The organism is Streptomyces sp. NBC_01549, from assembly GCF_026339955.1.
Taxonomy (GTDB): domain Bacteria; phylum Actinomycetota; class Actinomycetes; order Streptomycetales; family Streptomycetaceae; genus Streptomyces.
In genome coordinates, this window is record NZ_JAPEPW010000001.1 from 1,392,980 (window position 1) to 1,409,551 (window position 16,572).

Annotated in this window: 13 protein-coding genes and 2 pseudogenes; 6 read left to right on the forward strand and 9 right to left on the reverse strand. The window is 70.5% G+C overall.

From position 1 onward, the window contains the following. Positions 1 to 58: 58 nt before the first annotated feature. A pseudogene (locus tag OG819_RS05865) lies at positions 59 to 1,311 on the reverse strand (RNA-guided endonuclease InsQ/TnpB family protein). Positions 1,312 to 1,328: 17 nt separating this feature from the next. On the opposite strand from OG819_RS05865, the gene OG819_RS58535 reads away from it, so the two are divergent. From OG819_RS58535 to OG819_RS05880, 3 genes are all read left to right on the forward strand, one after another. After that, entirely contained in the window at positions 1,329 to 1,535 is a 207-nt protein-coding gene (locus OG819_RS58535; RefSeq protein ID WP_323139326.1) for an Arc family DNA-binding protein, read from the forward strand. A gap of 41 nt (positions 1,536 to 1,576) precedes the next feature. Further along, positions 1,577 to 1,885, forward strand: a complete 309-nt coding sequence (locus tag OG819_RS05875; protein WP_266628538.1) for a hypothetical protein — start codon at positions 1,577 to 1,579, stop codon at positions 1,883 to 1,885. A 103-nt stretch (positions 1,886 to 1,988) separates the two neighbouring features. Continuing rightward, positions 1,989 to 3,143 carry an NlpC/P60 family protein gene (locus tag OG819_RS05880; RefSeq protein WP_266648342.1) on the forward strand — a complete coding sequence of 385 codons (1,155 nt, stop codon included), beginning with the start codon at positions 1,989 to 1,991 and terminating at the stop codon, positions 3,141 to 3,143. 5 nt (positions 3,144 to 3,148) lie between these two features. Here OG819_RS05880 and OG819_RS05885 read toward each other — a convergent pair whose 3' ends face one another. From OG819_RS05885 to OG819_RS05905, 5 genes are read right to left on the reverse strand one after another with little or no spacing between them, the layout of a single operon-like run. Continuing rightward, positions 3,149 to 4,402, reverse strand: coding sequence for a styrene monooxygenase/indole monooxygenase family protein (locus tag OG819_RS05885; protein ID WP_266648343.1), 1,254 nt, complete (start codon positions 4,400 to 4,402; stop codon positions 3,149 to 3,151). 24 nt (positions 4,403 to 4,426) lie between these two features. Continuing rightward, positions 4,427 to 5,044 (reverse strand): ATP/GTP-binding protein, encoded by a 618-nt coding sequence (locus OG819_RS05890; protein WP_266591416.1) that lies wholly within the window; start codon positions 5,042 to 5,044, stop codon positions 4,427 to 4,429. Positions 5,045 to 5,081: 37 nt separating this feature from the next. After that, entirely contained in the window at positions 5,082 to 5,489 is a 408-nt protein-coding gene (locus tag OG819_RS05895) for a DUF742 domain-containing protein (RefSeq protein ID WP_266648345.1), read from the reverse strand. Further along, the gene (locus OG819_RS05900; RefSeq protein WP_266648347.1) at positions 5,486 to 5,989 is read right to left on the reverse strand and encodes a roadblock/LC7 domain-containing protein; all 504 of its coding nucleotides are present in this window, start codon (positions 5,987 to 5,989) and stop codon (positions 5,486 to 5,488) included. The genes OG819_RS05895 and OG819_RS05900 overlap by 4 nt, the downstream gene beginning before the upstream one ends. Then, positions 5,986 to 8,895, reverse strand: coding sequence for a nitrate- and nitrite sensing domain-containing protein (locus tag OG819_RS05905; RefSeq protein ID WP_266648349.1), 2,910 nt, complete (start codon positions 8,893 to 8,895; stop codon positions 5,986 to 5,988). The genes OG819_RS05900 and OG819_RS05905 overlap by 4 nt, the downstream gene beginning before the upstream one ends. A 392-nt stretch (positions 8,896 to 9,287) precedes the next feature. Here OG819_RS05905 and OG819_RS05910 point away from each other — a divergent pair, with 392 nt between their 5' ends. After that, a complete protein-coding gene (locus OG819_RS05910; RefSeq protein WP_266648351.1) occupies positions 9,288 to 10,076 on the forward strand; it encodes a hypothetical protein in 789 nt (262 codons plus the stop codon). An 18-nt stretch (positions 10,077 to 10,094) separates the two neighbouring features. On the opposite strand, the gene OG819_RS05915 is transcribed toward OG819_RS05910, so the two are convergent. The 3 genes from OG819_RS05915 to lon form a co-directional block, all read right to left on the reverse strand. Next, positions 10,095 to 10,526: a MarR family winged helix-turn-helix transcriptional regulator gene (locus OG819_RS05915; RefSeq protein WP_266628529.1), complete on the reverse strand. Its 432-nt coding sequence runs from the start codon at positions 10,524 to 10,526 to the stop codon at positions 10,095 to 10,097. A 30-nt stretch (positions 10,527 to 10,556) separates the two neighbouring features. After that, positions 10,557 to 11,075, reverse strand: a complete 519-nt coding sequence (locus OG819_RS05920) for a MarR family transcriptional regulator (RefSeq protein WP_266648352.1) — start codon at positions 11,073 to 11,075, stop codon at positions 10,557 to 10,559. Between the two features lie 223 nt (positions 11,076 to 11,298). After that, positions 11,299 to 13,716, reverse strand: coding sequence for an endopeptidase La (gene lon, locus OG819_RS05925; RefSeq protein WP_266628525.1), 2,418 nt, complete (start codon positions 13,714 to 13,716; stop codon positions 11,299 to 11,301). A gap of 323 nt (positions 13,717 to 14,039) precedes the next feature. Here lon and OG819_RS05930 point away from each other — a divergent pair, with 323 nt between their 5' ends. Together OG819_RS05930 and OG819_RS05935 are read left to right on the forward strand one after the other, a co-directional pair. Continuing rightward, positions 14,040 to 15,188, forward strand: a complete 1,149-nt coding sequence (locus tag OG819_RS05930) for a sulfatase-like hydrolase/transferase (protein WP_266648354.1) — start codon at positions 14,040 to 14,042, stop codon at positions 15,186 to 15,188. Between the two features lie 117 nt (positions 15,189 to 15,305). Further along, a pseudogene (locus tag OG819_RS05935) lies at positions 15,306 to 16,552 on the forward strand (IS701 family transposase). Positions 16,553 to 16,572 lie beyond the last annotated feature (20 nt).

A 16,572-nucleotide genomic window follows, 5' to 3' on the forward strand; every position in this document is an offset into this window, starting at 1 on the left:
TCCCCTCCCTGAAGGGAAGGGGATTCCATCTCTTCAGGGCTGAGCGGGGATTCCTGGCTCAGGCTGCCTCTGGGAGCAGCGCTCCCGGTGGTCTTACGCCCTCGACACCAGCCGGGTTCAGACCTGCCCGGACGAGCATCACGCGGGCGGAGTTCTTGTCCCTGGGGGAGACGATTCCACATGCGGTGCAGGTGTAGGTGCGCTCGGACAACGGCTGGGGGTCCCCCCACGCCCTTAAGGCAGTGGGGGAGCGTGCTTGGTTCTCGCTCCGCACGATGCGCAGTCCATCGTGGTGTGCGCGGGATGCACGAGACGGATGTCCCGTCCGTGTTTGCGGCCCATCTCGATCAGGGCCTTCTTCGTGGCGCCGATCGCGGCGTCCGCCGCCTTGCGCGCCATCGAGGACCTGGCGAGGAACTTCGGCCTGAAGTCCTCGACGGCGATGGCGTCGTGGTCGGTCACGACGCGTTTGGCCCACTTGCGGCCGGTGTCCTGCCGCTGCCGGGCGATCTTCGCGTAGGTCTTCGCCCGCCACTTCTTCGCCTCGCGGTAGCCCTTCGAGGCGGCCCGTCCCTTCTTCGGCCGACGGCGGGCCATCATCCGGTCGTAACGCGTCAGCCGGGCCTGCGCCTTGCGGCCGTGCTGGGCGTGCGGCAGATCGTGGGCGTTGGAGGTGGTGGTCGCGGTCTCCCTCACCCCCCAGTCCACGCCCAGTACCCGGCCGGTCTTGGGCAGCGGCCGCACCTCGGCGGGGACCACGAACGAGCAGTACCAGTGCCCGACACTGTCCCGGTACACGCGCACCGAGGAAGGCTCGGCCGGCAGGTCGCGCGACCACACCACCCTCAGCACGATCCCACCCGCCAAATGCAGGCGACCGTCCTTCAGCCGGAACCCGCGCCGGGTGTAGTTCAGCGTCGGCAACGCCTCACGCTTCTTCTTCCACCCCGGCATACCGGCCCGCTGCCGCTACGGCAGGCCCTCCCGAATGTCCTTGTGCGCCTTCGCACGGGACCTACCGAAGTCCCGGATCAGCTGCTGCTGAGGAACCGAGCCGCCCTCGCGCAGCCACGGCGTACGCTCCCGCGCCCCGGTCAGCATCCGGTCGAGCTGCGCCGGGCCACAGGTCCGCTTCTCCCCCGTGGCCTTGTTGTGCAGGTGGACCGCCCTGGATTTGGCGACACACTCGTTCCAGATCCACCGGCACCGTGCCCACTCCGCCTCCAGCGCCGTACGCGCACTCGACGACACGCGAAGCCGGTACGAGTACCGGGCACACCCGGCCCCGTCGGTTTCACTTAGCGTCGTCATGATGTCATCGTAGTGTCATGATTCGCTTCTCACTCCGGCTCCCGGAAGACCTACACGAACGGGTGACCGCCCACGCGGCCGCGGACCGGCGGTCCCTCAACTCCCAGATCCTCCACCTCCTGGAGGTCGCCCTCGCCGCTCCCCGGGCGGACGCCGGACCGCCCGGCGCCGATCCGGCTTCTCCTGCCCCGCTCCTTGGGAAGCCGGATTCCTCCCCGGCCTGAAGGCCGGGGCATCCTCCGGGAATCCCGGTGACAATGGTGCCGTGAAGAGCGAAGACACCCCCTTCGAGGGCGGCCCGCTGGACGGGCGTGTGCTGCCCGTCCTGCTCGGTCTGACCGGACACCCGCCGAAGGTGTACCGGGTTCCGGTTCCGGCTGCCGACGGCGGGCCGCCGACCGTGCTCGTCTACCGGCGGGTCCAGGCGCGGATGAGCAAGCGGCTCGGAATCCATCAGGGGTGGAAGTACACCTACGACCCCTCGGGCGGTACGGGGAGCGGACGGAAGTGGCCCTGGTCCAAGCCCGGCGCCGGGAGCGGGGGAGCCACGCCGGGGTCCCACACCGACGAGTGAGCTTCTTGGGCCGAACCGGTCAGGCGGACGCGTGCTCGGAATGCGCCGACCCGATCCTTCCGGTGCGAGGTGGATTTACCACCCCGGCACCGGAGGTGATGACATGTCAGGAAGACTTCTGCGTCTGGCTTGTACGGCCGCGATGGCGACGGGGGTGTTGTCCGCGGCCCCGCCCGCGGTGGCCGTACCGGATCCTGGTCCCCAAGGGCGACCCGTGGCTCAATTGCTGACGGATCTTCAGCGGCTGTACCGGGACGCCGAACGCGCCACCGAGACGTACAACGCCACGGCGGACCAGTTGAAGAAGCAGAAGACCGAGGTCGCCCGGCTCGACAAGAACCTCGCCGAGGCCCGACTCTCACTGAACGACAACCGCGCGGCGGCGGGGCGACTCGCCCGGCAGCAGTACCAGAACAGCGGCGAGATCTCGTCGTACGTACGGCTGCTGCTCGCCCGTGATCCGCAGCACGCGTTGGACGAGGGTCATGTGATCGGGCAGCTGGCGCGGCAGCGGGTCGAGACCGTGAAACGGCTGGCGGGCACGGAGAAGAGGGCCGATGGGCTGGCGCGGGAGGCACGGAAGGCGCTCGACGGTCAACTCGGCCTCGCGGAGCGCCAGAAAAGGGAGCGTGACGAGGTACGGGGGCGGCTGAGGGGCGCTGAGGAGCTGGTCGCCTCGCTCAGCACCGATCAGCTTGCCGAACTCGCCCGGCTGGAGAAGCCGGGCGCGAGCACGACACAGCGGGAGCTCGTGACCTCGGGGGCTCTCAGCAGCGCGCGGCCGCCGTCGCGAGCGGGTGAGGAGGCGGTGCGGTACGCCGTGGATCAGCTCGGAAAGCCGTACGAGTGGGGGGCCGTGGGGCCGTCGTCGTACGACTGCTCGGGGCTCACTTCGCAAGCCTGGGATCACGCCGGGCGGCCCATCCCCCGCACCAGCCAGGAACAGTGGGCCCAGCTGCCCCGCGTTCCGCTGAGCAAGCTGCGCCCCGGGGACCTGATCATCTACTTCCCCAAGGCCACGCATGTCGCCCTGTACGTGGGGGACGGGCTGGTCGTGCAGGCCCCGAGGCCGGGGACGAAGATCAAGGTTTCCCCGCTTGCCGCCAACCCGCTGTTGGGCGCGGTCCGTCCGGACCCGGACGGCACGCCCCTGCGCCGCTACACACCCCCGAGCGTTGGTGAGGGGTCCAAGGCGAGCGTCCCCTCAGGGGTGCGGGGAACCGTGCGATCGGCCGCAGAGTCCCCGCACCCGAAGTGACAGGTTCAGGCCCCGGTCACGGAGGCCAGGTACGCCTCCGTCTTCTCGGGCTCATAGAAGAAGTTCTCGAAGTCGGCCGGGTCGTTGAAGCCATTGGCGAAACGATGCGCCACCGCCGGGATCTGCCCGCCGGCCCCGATCAGGTTGAGGACATGCTCCGGCGGCACGCCCAGCATGGCGTTCGTCCACTTCGTCACGTGCTGGGCCGTGTCCCAGTACCGCTCGAACGTGGACCGCATCCACGCCTCGTCGAACTCCTTGTCCTCGTGCTCGAGGATCGAGGCGAGGTACGCCGCCGCGCACTTGGAGGCGGAGTTGGAGCCCTGGCCGGTGATCGGGTCGTTGGCGACGACCACGTCGGCGACGCCCAGGACCAGGCCGCCGCCGGGGAGGCGGCCGATCGGGCCCCGGACGGTGGGCGCGTAACGTCCGGACAGCGTCGCGTTGGCGTCGGTCAGTTCGACCTTGGTGGCCCGGGCGTACTCCCACGGCACGAACTTCTCCATGAGTTCCAGGGTCAGGGAGAGGTGCTCGGCGGGGTCCTTGATGCCGTTGAAGGCGTCGACCGGGCCGCCGGGTACGCCCTCCCAGAAGAGGATGTCCGCGCGGCCGGAGGTGGTGAGGGTCGGCATGACGAAGAGCTCGCCGACGCCGGGGACCAGGTTGCAGCGGACCGCGTCGTAGTCGGGGTGCTCGGGGCGCGGGCCCAGACCGTGGACATAGGCGACGGCGAGGGCGCGCTGCGGCTCCGTGTACGGGGAACGGGCGGCGTCCCGGCCGAACATGGAGACCAGTTCGCCCTTGCCGGCCGACACCAGGACCAGGTCGTACGTACGGGCGAAGTAGTCGAGGTCGGAGACCGCGGCACCGTGGATGACCAGCTGGCCGCCGCGCTGGGCGAAGGTCTCCATCCAGCCGGCCATCTTCACCCGCTGGTCGACCGACTGCGCGTAGCCGTCGAGCCGGCCCACCCAGTCGATCGCCCGCTGGGTCGGGCCGGGGTCGTGCGAGCCGGGGGCGGCGACCGAGACGCCGAGTCCTTCGATCTTCGGGGCCTGGGACTCCCAGAAGTTCAGCTGGAGATCGCGCTCGTGCTGAAGTGCCGTGTGGAACATGCACTGCGTCGACATGACGCGCCCGGTGCGGATCTCGTCCGCCGTCCGGTTCGACATCAGGGTGACCTCGTACCCGTGCGACTGGAGGCCGAGGGCAAGCTGGAGTCCGGACTGACCGGCTCCGACGACGAGTATCTTCCGCATGCGCGTCCTAACTCCGTGTACGTCCTATTCGGGGCTCACGTCGAGCGCGTGCCCCACCAATGCGAGCAGGGTCTCGACGACCGAGATCCGGCGCCTGGCATCCATGATCATGACAGGTATGTGTGAGGGCACCGTGAGGGCCTCGCGCACATCGTCGGCGTCGAAGTGCTCGCTGCCGTCGAAGTGGTTGACCGCGACGACGTACGGCAGTCCACAGCTCTCGAAGTAGTCGAGCGCCGGGAAGCAGTCCTTGAGACGGCGGGTGTCGGCGAGGACCACCGCGCCGATCGCGCCGCGCACCAGGTCGTCCCACATGAACCAGAACCGCTGCTGGCCCGGCGTGCCGAAGAGGTACAGGACCAGGTCGTCGTCGAGGGTGATGCGGCCGAAGTCCATGGCCACGGTCGTGGTCACTTTGTCGGGGGTGCCGGTGAGGTCGTCCGTCTCCTCGCTGGCCTGGGTCATCAGCGCCTCCGTCTGGAGGGGCGTGATCTCGGAGACCGCGGTCACCAGCGTGGTCTTGCCCACGCCGAAGCCGCCCGCCACCACGATCTTCGTCGCGATCGGGGCGCGGGTGCGGTCGGTCTGCCAGGCCTGGAGGTTGTCGTCGGACTCGGGCAGCGGCACCGGGGCCAGCGGCATCGGAACCGAGGCGGGGGAGGCCGTTCTCGGCGCACCCTCAGAGACGACGGAGTCCATTCAGCACCCTTTCCAGCAGAGCGCGGTCCGGCTGTCCCGGGCCGTGACCTGTTCCGTACACACGGATCTTTCCCTGGTCCGCCAGGTCGCTCAGGAGGACGCGGACCACACCCAGCGGCATCCTGAGGAGGGCGGCGATCTCGGCCACCGTACGCATCCGGCGGCAGAGTTCGACGATGGCCTGCATCTCGGGCATCACCCGGGTCGCGAGCGAGCCGTTGCTCAGCTCCTTGCGCTCCTCGGGGGCCTCGAGCGCCGCCACGAACGTCTCGACCAGCAGCACGTGCCCGAAACGGGTACGGCCGCCGGTGAGCGAGTACGGGCGCACGCGGGCCGGTTTGCGGTCCCCGCCACGTATGGGGAGCTTGGGCGCGGAGGAAGAACTCACTGGGCACTCCCCGTCGGCTTGGCTTCGAGTGACTGGCGTAGCTCGCTGCGGAGTTCGGGCGTCAGGACGTGTCCGGCGCGGCCGACGAAGAGCGCCATGTGGTACGCCACCACGCTCATGTCGCAGTCCGGGGCGCCGTGCACGCCGAGCAGCGAGCCGTCGCTGATCGACATGACGAAGACACTGCCCTCGTCCATCGCGACCATCGTCTGTTTCACCCCGCCCCCGTCCATCAGCTTGGCGGCGCCGATGGTGAGGCTGCCGATGCCGGAGACGATGGTGGCGAGGTCGGCGGAGGAACCCCTGGGGCCGGTGGGGCGTGCCTCCGCCCCGGTGCGGGCCTCCGCGTTCCTCCCCGGGTCGGAGGAGAGCAGCAGCAGACCGTCGGAGGAGACGACCGCGACCGACTGGAGGCCCGGCACCTCCTCGACGAGGTTCGTCAACAGCCAGTGCAGATTGCGGGCTTCACTGCTCAGGCCGAAGGTACTGGGCGCGGTCAACTGCTTGCCTCCTCGACTGTGCCCCCCGATGCGTCTACTGCGTCCTGCTGTCGCACCGCACCCTGTGCTTGGTCCGACGCGGTGTTCCGTGCGGTGTCGTGCGGGGTGGGCGTCTGGCCCGTCTGTTCGGCGATCTCCGCCTCCACGTCTCGGCGGCCGTCCGTCGCGCCCCGGTGGAAGCCGCCGAGCCTGCGCCGCAGCGCCTCGGCGTCCACCCCGCCCACGCGTGGCCGGGGGACCGGCGCGGGCGCCGAGATCTTCGGCGTCCGCTTGGGCAGACCCTTGTCGGTGACCCGCTCCGGCTCCTCGTCCGACACCCGTTCATGCGAGTCGGGGCCGATGGCGTAGGGGTCGGGAGTGCCGGCGTAGGGGTCGGTGGTGGTGGTGTACGGGTCGGTGGTGGCCTGGGCGGGGAGGGCGACGTCCGGGGCGGGGGCCGTCCCGGACGCGGTGGGCTCGTCCGGCAGGGCCACCGGCTCGTCCGCCGAAACCACCGGTGCCATGAGCTCCATGGTGGTCTCGGAGAGTGTCGGCTCGGGGGCGCGTACCGCCTCCTGTGTGGCGGTGTCCGCCCGTACGGCCTGCTCCGCGGCGGCGATCAGAGGGTCCTCGTCACCGGCGGGAGCGGTGGGAGCGGCGGGGCTCGCCTGGTCCCGTGCCGTGAGGGCCGAACGGCCGTGCAAGACATTGGAGTTGGCCTCCGCGTCGGCACCCGGGAGGGCGACCGACGGGGCGGCTCCGACGACCGGGGCGGCCGTGGGGACCGTGACGGCGGGCGCGGTCGCGAGCAGCGTCCCGGGCAGGACCACCACGGCCGCGGTGCCGCCCTGCTTCTGCTCCCGCAGCTGTACGCGCACACCGTGCCGGTGGGCGAGGCGCGCCACCACGTACAGACCGAGCCCGAGTCCCTCTCCGCTCTCCTGGTCGTAGGCGTCCTCCGGATCGAACTCGGAGAGACGGGTGTTGAGCTGGGCCATCCGGTCGGCGGCCATGCCGATGCCCTCGTCCTGCACGGAGAGCATCACCTCGCCGCTCTCCAGCAGCCAGCCGGAGACCTCGACGGGCAGGTCGGGCGGCGAGAACGACGAGGCGTTCTCCAGGAGTTCGGCCACCAGGTGCGAGAGGTCGTCCGCGGCGAACCCGGCGAGGTGCGCGTGCGGCGGCAGGACGGCGATACGGACGCGCTCGTACCGCTCGATCTCGCTGACCGCGGCGCGTACGACGTCGACGAGCGGGACGGGGCCCGCGTGGTGCTGGACGTGTTCGTGACCGGCGAGGACGAGCAGGTTCTCGCTGTGGCGCCGCATGACGGTGGCGAAGTGGTCCAGCTTGAAGAGCGTGCCGAGGCGGTCCGGGTCCTGTTCGCGCTCCTCCAGGCCCTCGATGACCCCGAGCTGCCGCTCGACCAGACCGAGGGTGCGCAGCGCGAGGTTGACGAAGGTGCCGTGGATGGTGCCGCGCACCTGCTCCAGATGGGCGGCCGCGTCGGCGAGTTCCGCGCGCAGCTTGTCGCGCTCGTCGGCCATCATCTGGCGCTGCCCGATGAGGTGCTTGCGGTCCGACTCGAGAGTGGTGAGCCGCTCGTGGAGCGCGGCGGCGTGCGCGTGCAGCGCGTTGACGGACCGAACCACCTGGGCGAACTCGTCGTTGCGGCCGGTGAACTTCACCGGCTCCTGCGCTCCCGGGTCCGCGGCGAGGCGGGCCGAGCCCAGGCGCAGCACGGCCAGCGGGCGGGTGAGCGTACGGGCCATCGCCATCGAGACGCCGACCGCGACCAGCAGCAGGGTGCCGATGAGGGCGATCCGGACCTCCAGCGCGGTGACGTCGTCGTCCCGCAGCCGCTCCAGGTCCTTGGTGCGGTGGTCGTTGAGCGAGGCCTCGGCGCCGCGCATCAGCTCGACGCGGGCGGAGAGCGCCGCGTCCACCTTGTTCGTACTGGAGCCGAGCTCGGAGTCGGAGAGCGTCGGCTGGTCGGTGAGTTTGGTGAGGTACTTGTCCGCGGTCGTGACGTCCGGTCCGGTGACCGTGGAGTCGTAGGAGTCCTTGGCGTCCTTGGGGGCCGTCTCGCGGAAGTCCGCGAGGGCCGCGTCCGAGCGGAGCCGGGCCTGCTGGGCGGCGGCGCTGAGCGCGTCGCGCCGCTTGGTGTCGGCCGGGGACGAGCCGCTGGTGGTGGTCGCCAGGCCGGTGAGCGGGCTGATGACCGTCTGGGTGGTGCGCGGGATGTTGAGGGCCGCGAGGAGCAGTCCGCGGGCGGCGGCGGACTGCTGGACCGCGGAGTCCAGCTCGGCGAGGGCGTGCGAGCCGGAGCCCGCGCGGGGCGGCAGCTGCTCGGCCAGGTCCTCGGCGAGCGCGTGGAGTTCGGTGATGACGTCGGAGTACGCCTCATGCGCTTCGAGAGCGGTGCTCTTACCGGTGAGCGCCGCTCTGCGGGCGGTGCCGATGCCGTCCAGGTCCTTCAGGAGGACGGCGGGCGCGTCCTCGTCCGCCCGCACCTCGTCGACCTGCCGGTCGACCCGGGCGCTGCGCTGCTCGGAGGGCGCCATGGACTTCGGCCGGCCCGCGGCGATGTACGAGGTGACCTCGTCGCGCTCGTCGGCCAGCGAGTGGGCGAGCGTCAGCGCCTGCTGGGTCCGCCCGGCGAGCGTCACCAGGTTCTGGGAGTCGTTCAGCTGCTCGGAGGCCGCCAGGACCGTGGGGGCTCCGGCGCCGGCGATGGCGGCCGCGACGACCGCCACGGCGACGATCAGCCGATTGCGCACATGGGCGGAGCGGCCCTTGCCCGCGGGGGTCTGCCCCGCGGCACCCGGCGTGCGCTCCGCACCCCCGTCGGAGGCCGACTGCCCGGCTCCGGAGGTCGACTGCTTGCCTGCGCGCCGAGACCGCATCATCTGCACCGGTGCTCGCATTCCTGACTCGTGTACCCAAGGGCCCGGGTGACGTTCCGTCAACTGGGCGGCCACCCTCCCCCGAGCTCTCGACTTCGCTCGAGCAGGGGCGTCCCATCGGCTCCCGACCCTCCCAGTGCCGGTGGGCAGTGGTCCCGCATCGTCCGGCCCGCCACCCGAAGGAGTGAACCCCGGACGGGAGTTGGCGGGCAAGTTCCTCTGGCGTGTGCGCCCCCCTTGCGCGGCGGGCCGGTTGGACGTCGGCGGCGCGCTTTGGCAGTATTCGCCGCCACGCCCTGCCGGAGTCGATCATTCCATGCCAAACCTGGCGGCTGAGCTGCTGGTCCACACCAATCCCGCGACCGTTGCCAGCCTTTCGTGGACCTCGTGAAGGGCTCGTGCAGACTGGCCGAATGCGCACCGAACTCGTCTCCGAGCCGGGCGACCCGGCCCGCCCCAATGAGGACTTCGTATCGGTCGGCCTTCCGGCGTCAGGGCAAGGAGGATCACTGGTCGTCCTCGATGGCGTGACACCCCCGCCGGGCGACGACGGCTGTCTGCATTCCGTCCCCTGGTTCTCCACACGCCTCGGCGGAGCCCTGATCGAACTGTCCGTTTCTCGCCGGGATCTACCCCTGTCGGAGATCCTTTCCCGGTCCATCCGGCGCACTTCCGAGGTTCACTCCGACACCTGTGACCTTTCTCACCCGCGTACGCCCCAGGCGACCGTGGTCCTCGCCCGCTGGTCCGCCGACCTCGTCGAGTACCTGGTCCTCTCGGATTCGGCCCTCTTGCTGGAGTCCCCCGCGGGCGTGGTGACGCCGGTCCTGGACGACCGCCTCGCCCGTGTCCCCCGCGCCTCCCTCGCCTCGGACGCGATCGCCGACGCGACCGTCCGCAACAAGGAGGGTGGCTTCTTCACGGCCGCCGCCGATCCGTCGGTCGCGGCCCGGGCGGTGACGGGGACCGTGCCCCGGGCCGAGGTCCGCGCCCTGGCCGCCCTGACGGACGGCGCGACCCGCTGGGTGGAGAAGTTCGGGGAGGGCGACTGGAGCGGCCTGTTCACCGTCGTCCGCAAGGAGGGCGCCCAGGCCCTCGTGGACCGCGTACGGACGCTGGAGCGGGCCGACGCCGAGGCGCGGACGTGGCTGGGGCGGAGCAAGACGCATGACGACGCGACGGTGGCGTTCCTGGAGTGGTGAGTGGGACGGAATGGAGTGTTACTTCTCCATGACCCGGTTCAGCTGGTGCAGCAGCCGGGCCAGTTCGGCGACCTCGCGCGGGTCCCAGCCCGCGAGTTCGCGGACATACCGCGCCCGGCGCGCCTCCCGCACCGTACGGAAGCGGCGGCGCCCCTCGTCCGTGAGATGGACGTGCCAGGCACGCCCGTCGGCAGGGTCGGGCTCACGGGCGACCAGACCGAGCCCCTCCAGGGCATGGAGCTGACGGGACATCGTGGCCTTGCCGACGCCGATGTAGGCGGCCAGCTCGGTGGCGCGCTGCCCGCCACAGTCGTCGAGGCGGTAGAGCAGCCCGTACGCGGAGGACTCCAGGTCCGGATGGACCTCGCGGGCCATCTCACCGGAATTGGCCCGGGCACGCCGCAGCAGCACGGTCAGTTCCCGCTCCAGCGCGGGGAATTCCTGGTCCACGCCCGCCTCCTTCTGCTTCTCCGTGCCGAGCTACTTCTCCATGCCGAGGTTCAGCTGGTGCAGCAGCCGCGCCAGCTCCGCGACCTCGCGAGGATCCCAGTGGGCGAGCTCGCTCACATACCGGGCGCGCCGTGCCTCACGCACTTGGCCGACCCGGCCGCGGCCCTCCTCGGTGAGGTGGACGAGCCAGGCGCGGCCGTCGGCGGGGTCCGGCTCGCGCGCGACCAGACCGAGCTCCTCCAGTGCGCGCAACTGGCGGGACATGGTGGCCTTGCCGACGCCGATGTAGGCGGCGAGCGACGTCGCACGCTGACGACCGCACTCGTCGAGGCGTACGAGGAGCCCGTACGCGGCGGACTCCAGGTCCGGATGGACCTCGCGGGCCATCTCGCCCTGGTTGGCACGGGCACGGCGCAGGAACACGGTCAACTCGCGCTCCAGGGAGAGGAACTCCGGGTCCGCGCCGCCGTGCGCGGCGGGCTGGTCCACACCCGTGCCCGACCCGTCGGATCCGGCCGGACGCCGGCCTCCGTTCCCGTCCTCGCGCACGTCTGCCCCTCACCCGGTTTCCCGACTCCGAAAGTTTCCGCCGAAGGCGGCCATGGCCCCAGCTCCGTAAGTATTTCGCAGGCGTAGACCAACGGCTGCCCACGGCCCCTCTTCCCGGCGCGATCTCGCCGCGCGTGGCTTCGTGAGACGGAAACGGCTGACGGTACGGCGAAGGCCCGGGCCTCCCTCACGGGACCCGGGCCTTCCCTTCCGGCAGCGTCCGTCACGCCGCTACCGGAACCTCCGGCGTCACGCCGTTCATCGCCGGCGACAGCGCCAGTTCCAGGACCTGGCGGACGTCCGTGACGGCGTGGACGTCCAGCTTCTCCAGCACCTCGGCCGGGACGTCGTCCAGGTCGGCCTCGTTGCGCTTCGGGATGATGACCGTGGTGACACCCGCCCGGTGCGCGGCGAGCAGCTTCTGCTTCACCCCGCCGATGGGCAGGACACGGCCGGTCAGCGAGACCTCACCCGTCATCGCCACGTCCGTGCGGACCAGGCGGCCGGACAGGAGCGAGGCCAGCGCCGTCGTCATGGTGACGCCCGCACTCGGACCGTCCTTGGGGACCGCGCCCGCCGGGAAGTGGATGTGCACGCCCCGGTCCTTCAGGTCGCCGACCGGCAGTTCCAGCTCGGCGCCATGCGAGCGGAGGAAGGAGAGCGCGATCTGCGCCGACTCCTTCATCACGTCACCCAGCTGACCGGTCAGGGTCAGACCGGCCGCGCCCGTCTCCGGGTCGGCCAGCGACGCCTCCACGAAGAGGACGTCACCGCCCGCGCCCGTCACGGCCAGACCGGTGGCGACACCGGGCACCGCGGTGCGGCGCTCGGCCGGGTCCTGGGCGGACTCGGGCACGTGGTGCGGCCGTCCGATGAGTCCGCGCAGATCGGCGTCGGTCACCGTGAAGGGCAGCTTCCGCTCGCCGAGTTCGTGCTGCGCCGCGACCTTGCGGAGCAGTCGTGCGACGGCCCGCTCCAGGTTGCGTACGCCCGCTTCCCGGGTGTACTCCCCGGCGAGCTTGCGCAGCGCGCTCTCGTCGAGCGCGACCTCGTCCTTCTCCAGACCGGCCCGCTCCAGCTGACGCGGCAGCAGGTGGTCGCGTGCGATGACGACCTTCTCGTCCTCGGTGTAGCCGTCGAGCCGGACCAGTTCCATACGGTCGAGCAGCGCCTCCGGGATGGCTTCGAGCACGTTGGCCGTCGCCAGGAACACCACGTCGCTGAGGTCGAGTTCGACCTCCAGGTAGTGGTCCCGGAAGGTGTGGTTCTGGGCGGGGTCGAGGACTTCGAGCAGCGCCGCGGCGGGGTCGCCGCGGAAGTCGGAGCCGACCTTGTCGATCTCGTCCAGCAGGACCACCGGGTTCATGGACCCGGCCTCCTTGATGGCGCGGACGATACGGCCGGGCAGCGCCCCGACGTACGTACGCCGGTGGCCACGGATCTCGGCCTCGTCCCGTACGCCGCCGAGCGCGACGCGGACGAACTTGCGGCCCATGGCGTGCGCGACGGACTCACCGAGCGAGGTCTTGCCGACACCGGGCGGTCCGACGAGCGCGAGCACTGCGCCGCCCCGCCGCCCGCCGACGACGCCGAGACCGCGCTCGGAACGCCGCTTGCGCACGGCCAGGTACTCGGTGATGCGCTCCTTCACGTCCTCCAGACCGGCGTGCTCGGCGTCCAGGATGCTCTTGGCGCCCTGGATGTCGTACTCGTCCTCGGTCCGCTCGTTCCACGGCAGTTCCAGGACGGTGTCGAGCCAGGTCCGGATCCAGGAGCCCTCGGGCGACTGGTCGCTGGACCGCTCCAGCTTGTCGACCTCCTTGAGCGCGGCCTCGCGGACCTTCTCGGGGAGGTCGGCGGCCTCGACGCGGGCCCGGTAGTCGTCGGACTCCTCACCCTCCTTGGCGTCGCCGTTCAGCTCGCGCAGCTCCTTGCGGACGGCCTCGAGCTGGCGCCGCAGCAGGAACTCGCGCTGCTGCTTGTCGACGCCCTCCTGGACGTCCTTCGCGATGGACTCGGCGACATCCTGCTCCGCGAGGTGCTCACGCAGCTGCTCGGTGGCGAGCTTCAGCCGAGCGACCGGGTCAGCGGTCTCCAGCAGCGCGACCTTCTGCTCGGTGCTCAGGAACGGGGAGTAACCGGAATTGTCGGCAAGGGCGGACACGTCGTCGATGGCCTGTACGCGGTCCACGACCTGCCAGGCGGCACGCTTGCGCAGCCAGCTGGTGGCAAGGGCCTTGTACTCCTTGACCAGTTCGGTCACATGGCCGGGCAGCGGGTCGGGCACGGTCTCGTCGACCTGGGTGCCCTCGACCCACAGGGCGGCACCAGGACCGGTCGTCCCGGCGCCGATCTTCACGCGCCCACGGCCGCGGATCAGCGCGCCCGGGTCGCCGTCGGCCAGTCGGCCGACCTGCTCGACGGTGCCGAGCACGCCCGTGCTCGGGTACGCCCCGTCGATGCGTGGCACCAGCAGCACCCTCGGTTTGCCGGGCTCCGACCGCGCGGCGGCCTGGGCGGCCTCCACCGCGGCGCGTACATCGGCATCGTTCAGGTCCAGCGGAACCACCATCCCGGGCAGCACGACCTCGTCGTCGAGCGGCAACACGGGCAGGGTGAGCGGTGTGGACGTGGAAGCCATTATCTCTCCCTAGGCAGTCAAGTTGAGCTATGCCGACTCAATGCATGTGAGCCCTGGATTGTTCCCCGAGGCCTGTTCGCTCTGAGCGATCGCTCTCCACGGAGAGATCCATGCAGGTCAGCGGGGTATGCGCGACGCTTCCCTCTTGGCCGGCGCCACTGCGCCGTAGACCCGCGGCGAACACCTGTGGTGCGGTCAACGCCGTCGGCCCGCTGTCCCTTCCCGTGCGACCGCGCTCGGTCGGGCGGTCGGCCGGCACGGTCGCGGGGGGGCTATCCAGGGACGCCGTCCACCGGACGCCCCAGGTAGGCCAGCAGCAGCCGGTGCGGCAGCGCTCGGGCCGGTACGCCCACCACCACGGCGTCCTCGACACGCGGCACCCCTACCGCCTCGACCAGCACACCACCGTGCAGCGCCGGTTCCATGACGCCGGCTACCGGACGGGGCTGTTCGGCAAGTACCTCAACTACTGGCACACCGGTGACAACCCGCCGCACTTCGACGAGTGGCTGCTTCAGGAACCGGTCAGCTACTACAACGGCCACTACAACGACCAGGGGACCGTCCGGAACATCCCCGGCTACAACACCACCGTCATCAAGAACCACGCCCTCGACTTCATGGAACGGTCCCGGACCGACGACCGGCCGTGGTTCGCGTACGTCGCCACCCGGGCCGCGCGCGAACTGAACATCCCGGAGAAGAAGTACGCGCACACCCAGGTCCCGGAGTGGAACGGACGGCCGTCGGTCTTCGAGAGCGACAAGTCCGACAAGCCGCCGTTCCTGCACGGTTCCTCGGCCCACCACACGCTCGCCGAGGGACAGGCGCTGCGCACCCGGCAGCTGCGCACGCTGCTCTCCGTGGACGACGCGATGCGGGACTTCCGCGACAAGCTGCGCTCACTCGGGCAGCTCGACAACACCCTGGTGCTGTACACGAGCGACCACGGCCTGCTCTGGGCGGACCACGGCTGGCTGCGCAAGTCGGTGCCGTACCGGCCGAGCCTGGAGGTGCCGCTCTACCTGTCGTGGCCGGGCGGCGGACTCGGCACGGCCAGGACCGACGACCGGCTCACCGCGCACGTCGACATCGCGCCCACCCTTCTCGACGCGGCCGGCATCACCCCGGACACCCCGCACGACGGCCAGTCGCTGCTCGGCACCGGGGACCGCGACCATGTGCTCGCCCAGTGGTGGTGGAACCGTCAGGACAAGCAGCCGATCCACAGCTGGGCGACATACGTCGGTAGGACCGAGCAGTACACGGAGTACTACGACCTTCGCCTCGACCGGCAGGGCCGGCTGCCCGGCGGGGTGAACGGCGGCGAGGTCCTCTTCCGCGAGTACTACGACCTGCGCGCCGACCCGTACCAGCTCACCAACAAGCTCCACGGGGCGCGTGCGGAACAGGAGCGCCGCCTCGGCGTCCCGGAGCTGGCCCGGCGACTGACGGCGGCCCGCGCGACCTGACCCGACGGGTACTAGTACTGCAACCGCATCTGCCGTGACAGGTGCTGGGTTGGCTCGTTGTTCCGACTGTGCGATGAATCGTTGACGGTTGAGCAGGTCGAGTCGTGGTCCGAGGGGATAGCCGGGTTCCATGCCCGGTTCGCCCACCGTTTCGGCAGGTCGGAGCCCCGCGAGCGGGCGTCGGACTACCTGAACGGGTTGCTCGCGCCGCTTGAGAAGAAGAACGGGTGGACGCTGTCGGAGCAGGTCGGGCAGTTGCGCCCCGACGGCGTCCAGCGCCTGCTCAACCACTCCGACTGGGACGAGAACGCGGTCCGCGACGATGTCCGGGACTTCGTCGTGGAGACCATCGGCGCCAAGGACGCGGTGCTGATCGGCGACGACACCGGCTTCCTGAAGAAGGGCACCAAGTCCGCCGGCGTCCAGCGGCAGTACACCGGCACAGCCGGCCGCACGGAGAACAGCCAGATCGGAACATTCCTGGCCTACGCCTCCGCCAGGGGCGGGCGTTGATCGACCGCGAGCTCTACATCCCCGTCTCCTGGACGGATGACCGTGACCGCTGCCGCGCGGCCGGGATCGACGACGAGGTCCCCTTCGCGACCAAGAACGAGCACTTCAAGTGGATGCTGCAACGCGCCATCGACGCGGGTGTCCCGTTCGCGTGGGTCACCGCTGACGAGGCATACGGGCAGGTCAAGCACCTGCGAGTGTGGCTGGAGGAACGTCGGGTCGCGCACGTGCTGGCTACGAAGGTCAACGACACTGTGATCACCACGCACGGGGCGGACACGCGGGTGGACCAGTTGGTCGCCGCGCTGCCCCGCCAGCGGTGGAAACGAATCTCCGGCGGGGCCGGCGCGCACGGTGAGCGGATCTACGACTGGGCGCGTGTCGCGATCCGCCCGTCCTGGGAAAACGGCTTCGGGCACTGGGTGCTGGCCCGACGCAGCGTCAGCGACCCGAGCGAGATCGCCTACTACGTCTGCTACGGCCCGGTCGCCTCCCGACTGAAAGACCTGGTCAAAGTAGCTGCCGCGAGGTGGGCGGTCGAGGAGTGCTTCCAGACCGCGAAGGGAGAGTGCGGTCTGGACCACTACCAGGTGCGGCTCTACCGGGCCTGGTACCGCCACATCACCCTGGCCATGGCCGCCCTTGCCTACCTGACCGCCGTCCGCGCCGCAGAAGCCACAAAGGGGCACTCTCGACGACGAGCAAGACCTCATACCCCTCAGCGTCCCGGAGATCCGCCGGTTGATGGGCCACGTCGTCGTCACGCGCCACTGTCACAGCAACGAGCACCATCTGCACTGGTCACGCTTCCGACGACGCAGCCAAGCCCGAGCCCGCCGCTCCCACTATAAACGCCGAGGCCACATTCTCC

Coding starts and splice junctions, on each gene's coding strand:
- OG819_RS05890 (WP_266591416.1), bottom strand. CDS start 5,044: ATGCCGCTGGCCCCGGTGCCGCTGCCCGAGTCCGACGACAACCTCCAG.
- OG819_RS05910 (WP_266648351.1), top strand. CDS start 9,288: ATGCGCACCGAACTCGTCTCCGAGCCGGGCGACCCGGCCCGCCCCAAT.
- OG819_RS05880 (WP_266648342.1), top strand. CDS start 1,989: ATGTCAGGAAGACTTCTGCGTCTGGCTTGTACGGCCGCGATGGCGACG.
- lon (WP_266628525.1), bottom strand. CDS start 13,716: ATGGCTTCCACGTCCACACCGCTCACCCTGCCCGTGTTGCCGCTCGAC.
- OG819_RS05905 (WP_266648349.1), bottom strand. CDS start 8,895: ATGCGAGCACCGGTGCAGATGATGCGGTCTCGGCGCGCAGGCAAGCAG.
- OG819_RS58535 (WP_323139326.1), top strand. CDS start 1,329: ATGATTCGCTTCTCACTCCGGCTCCCGGAAGACCTACACGAACGGGTG.
- OG819_RS05885 (WP_266648343.1), bottom strand. CDS start 4,402: ATGCGGAAGATACTCGTCGTCGGAGCCGGTCAGTCCGGACTCCAGCTT.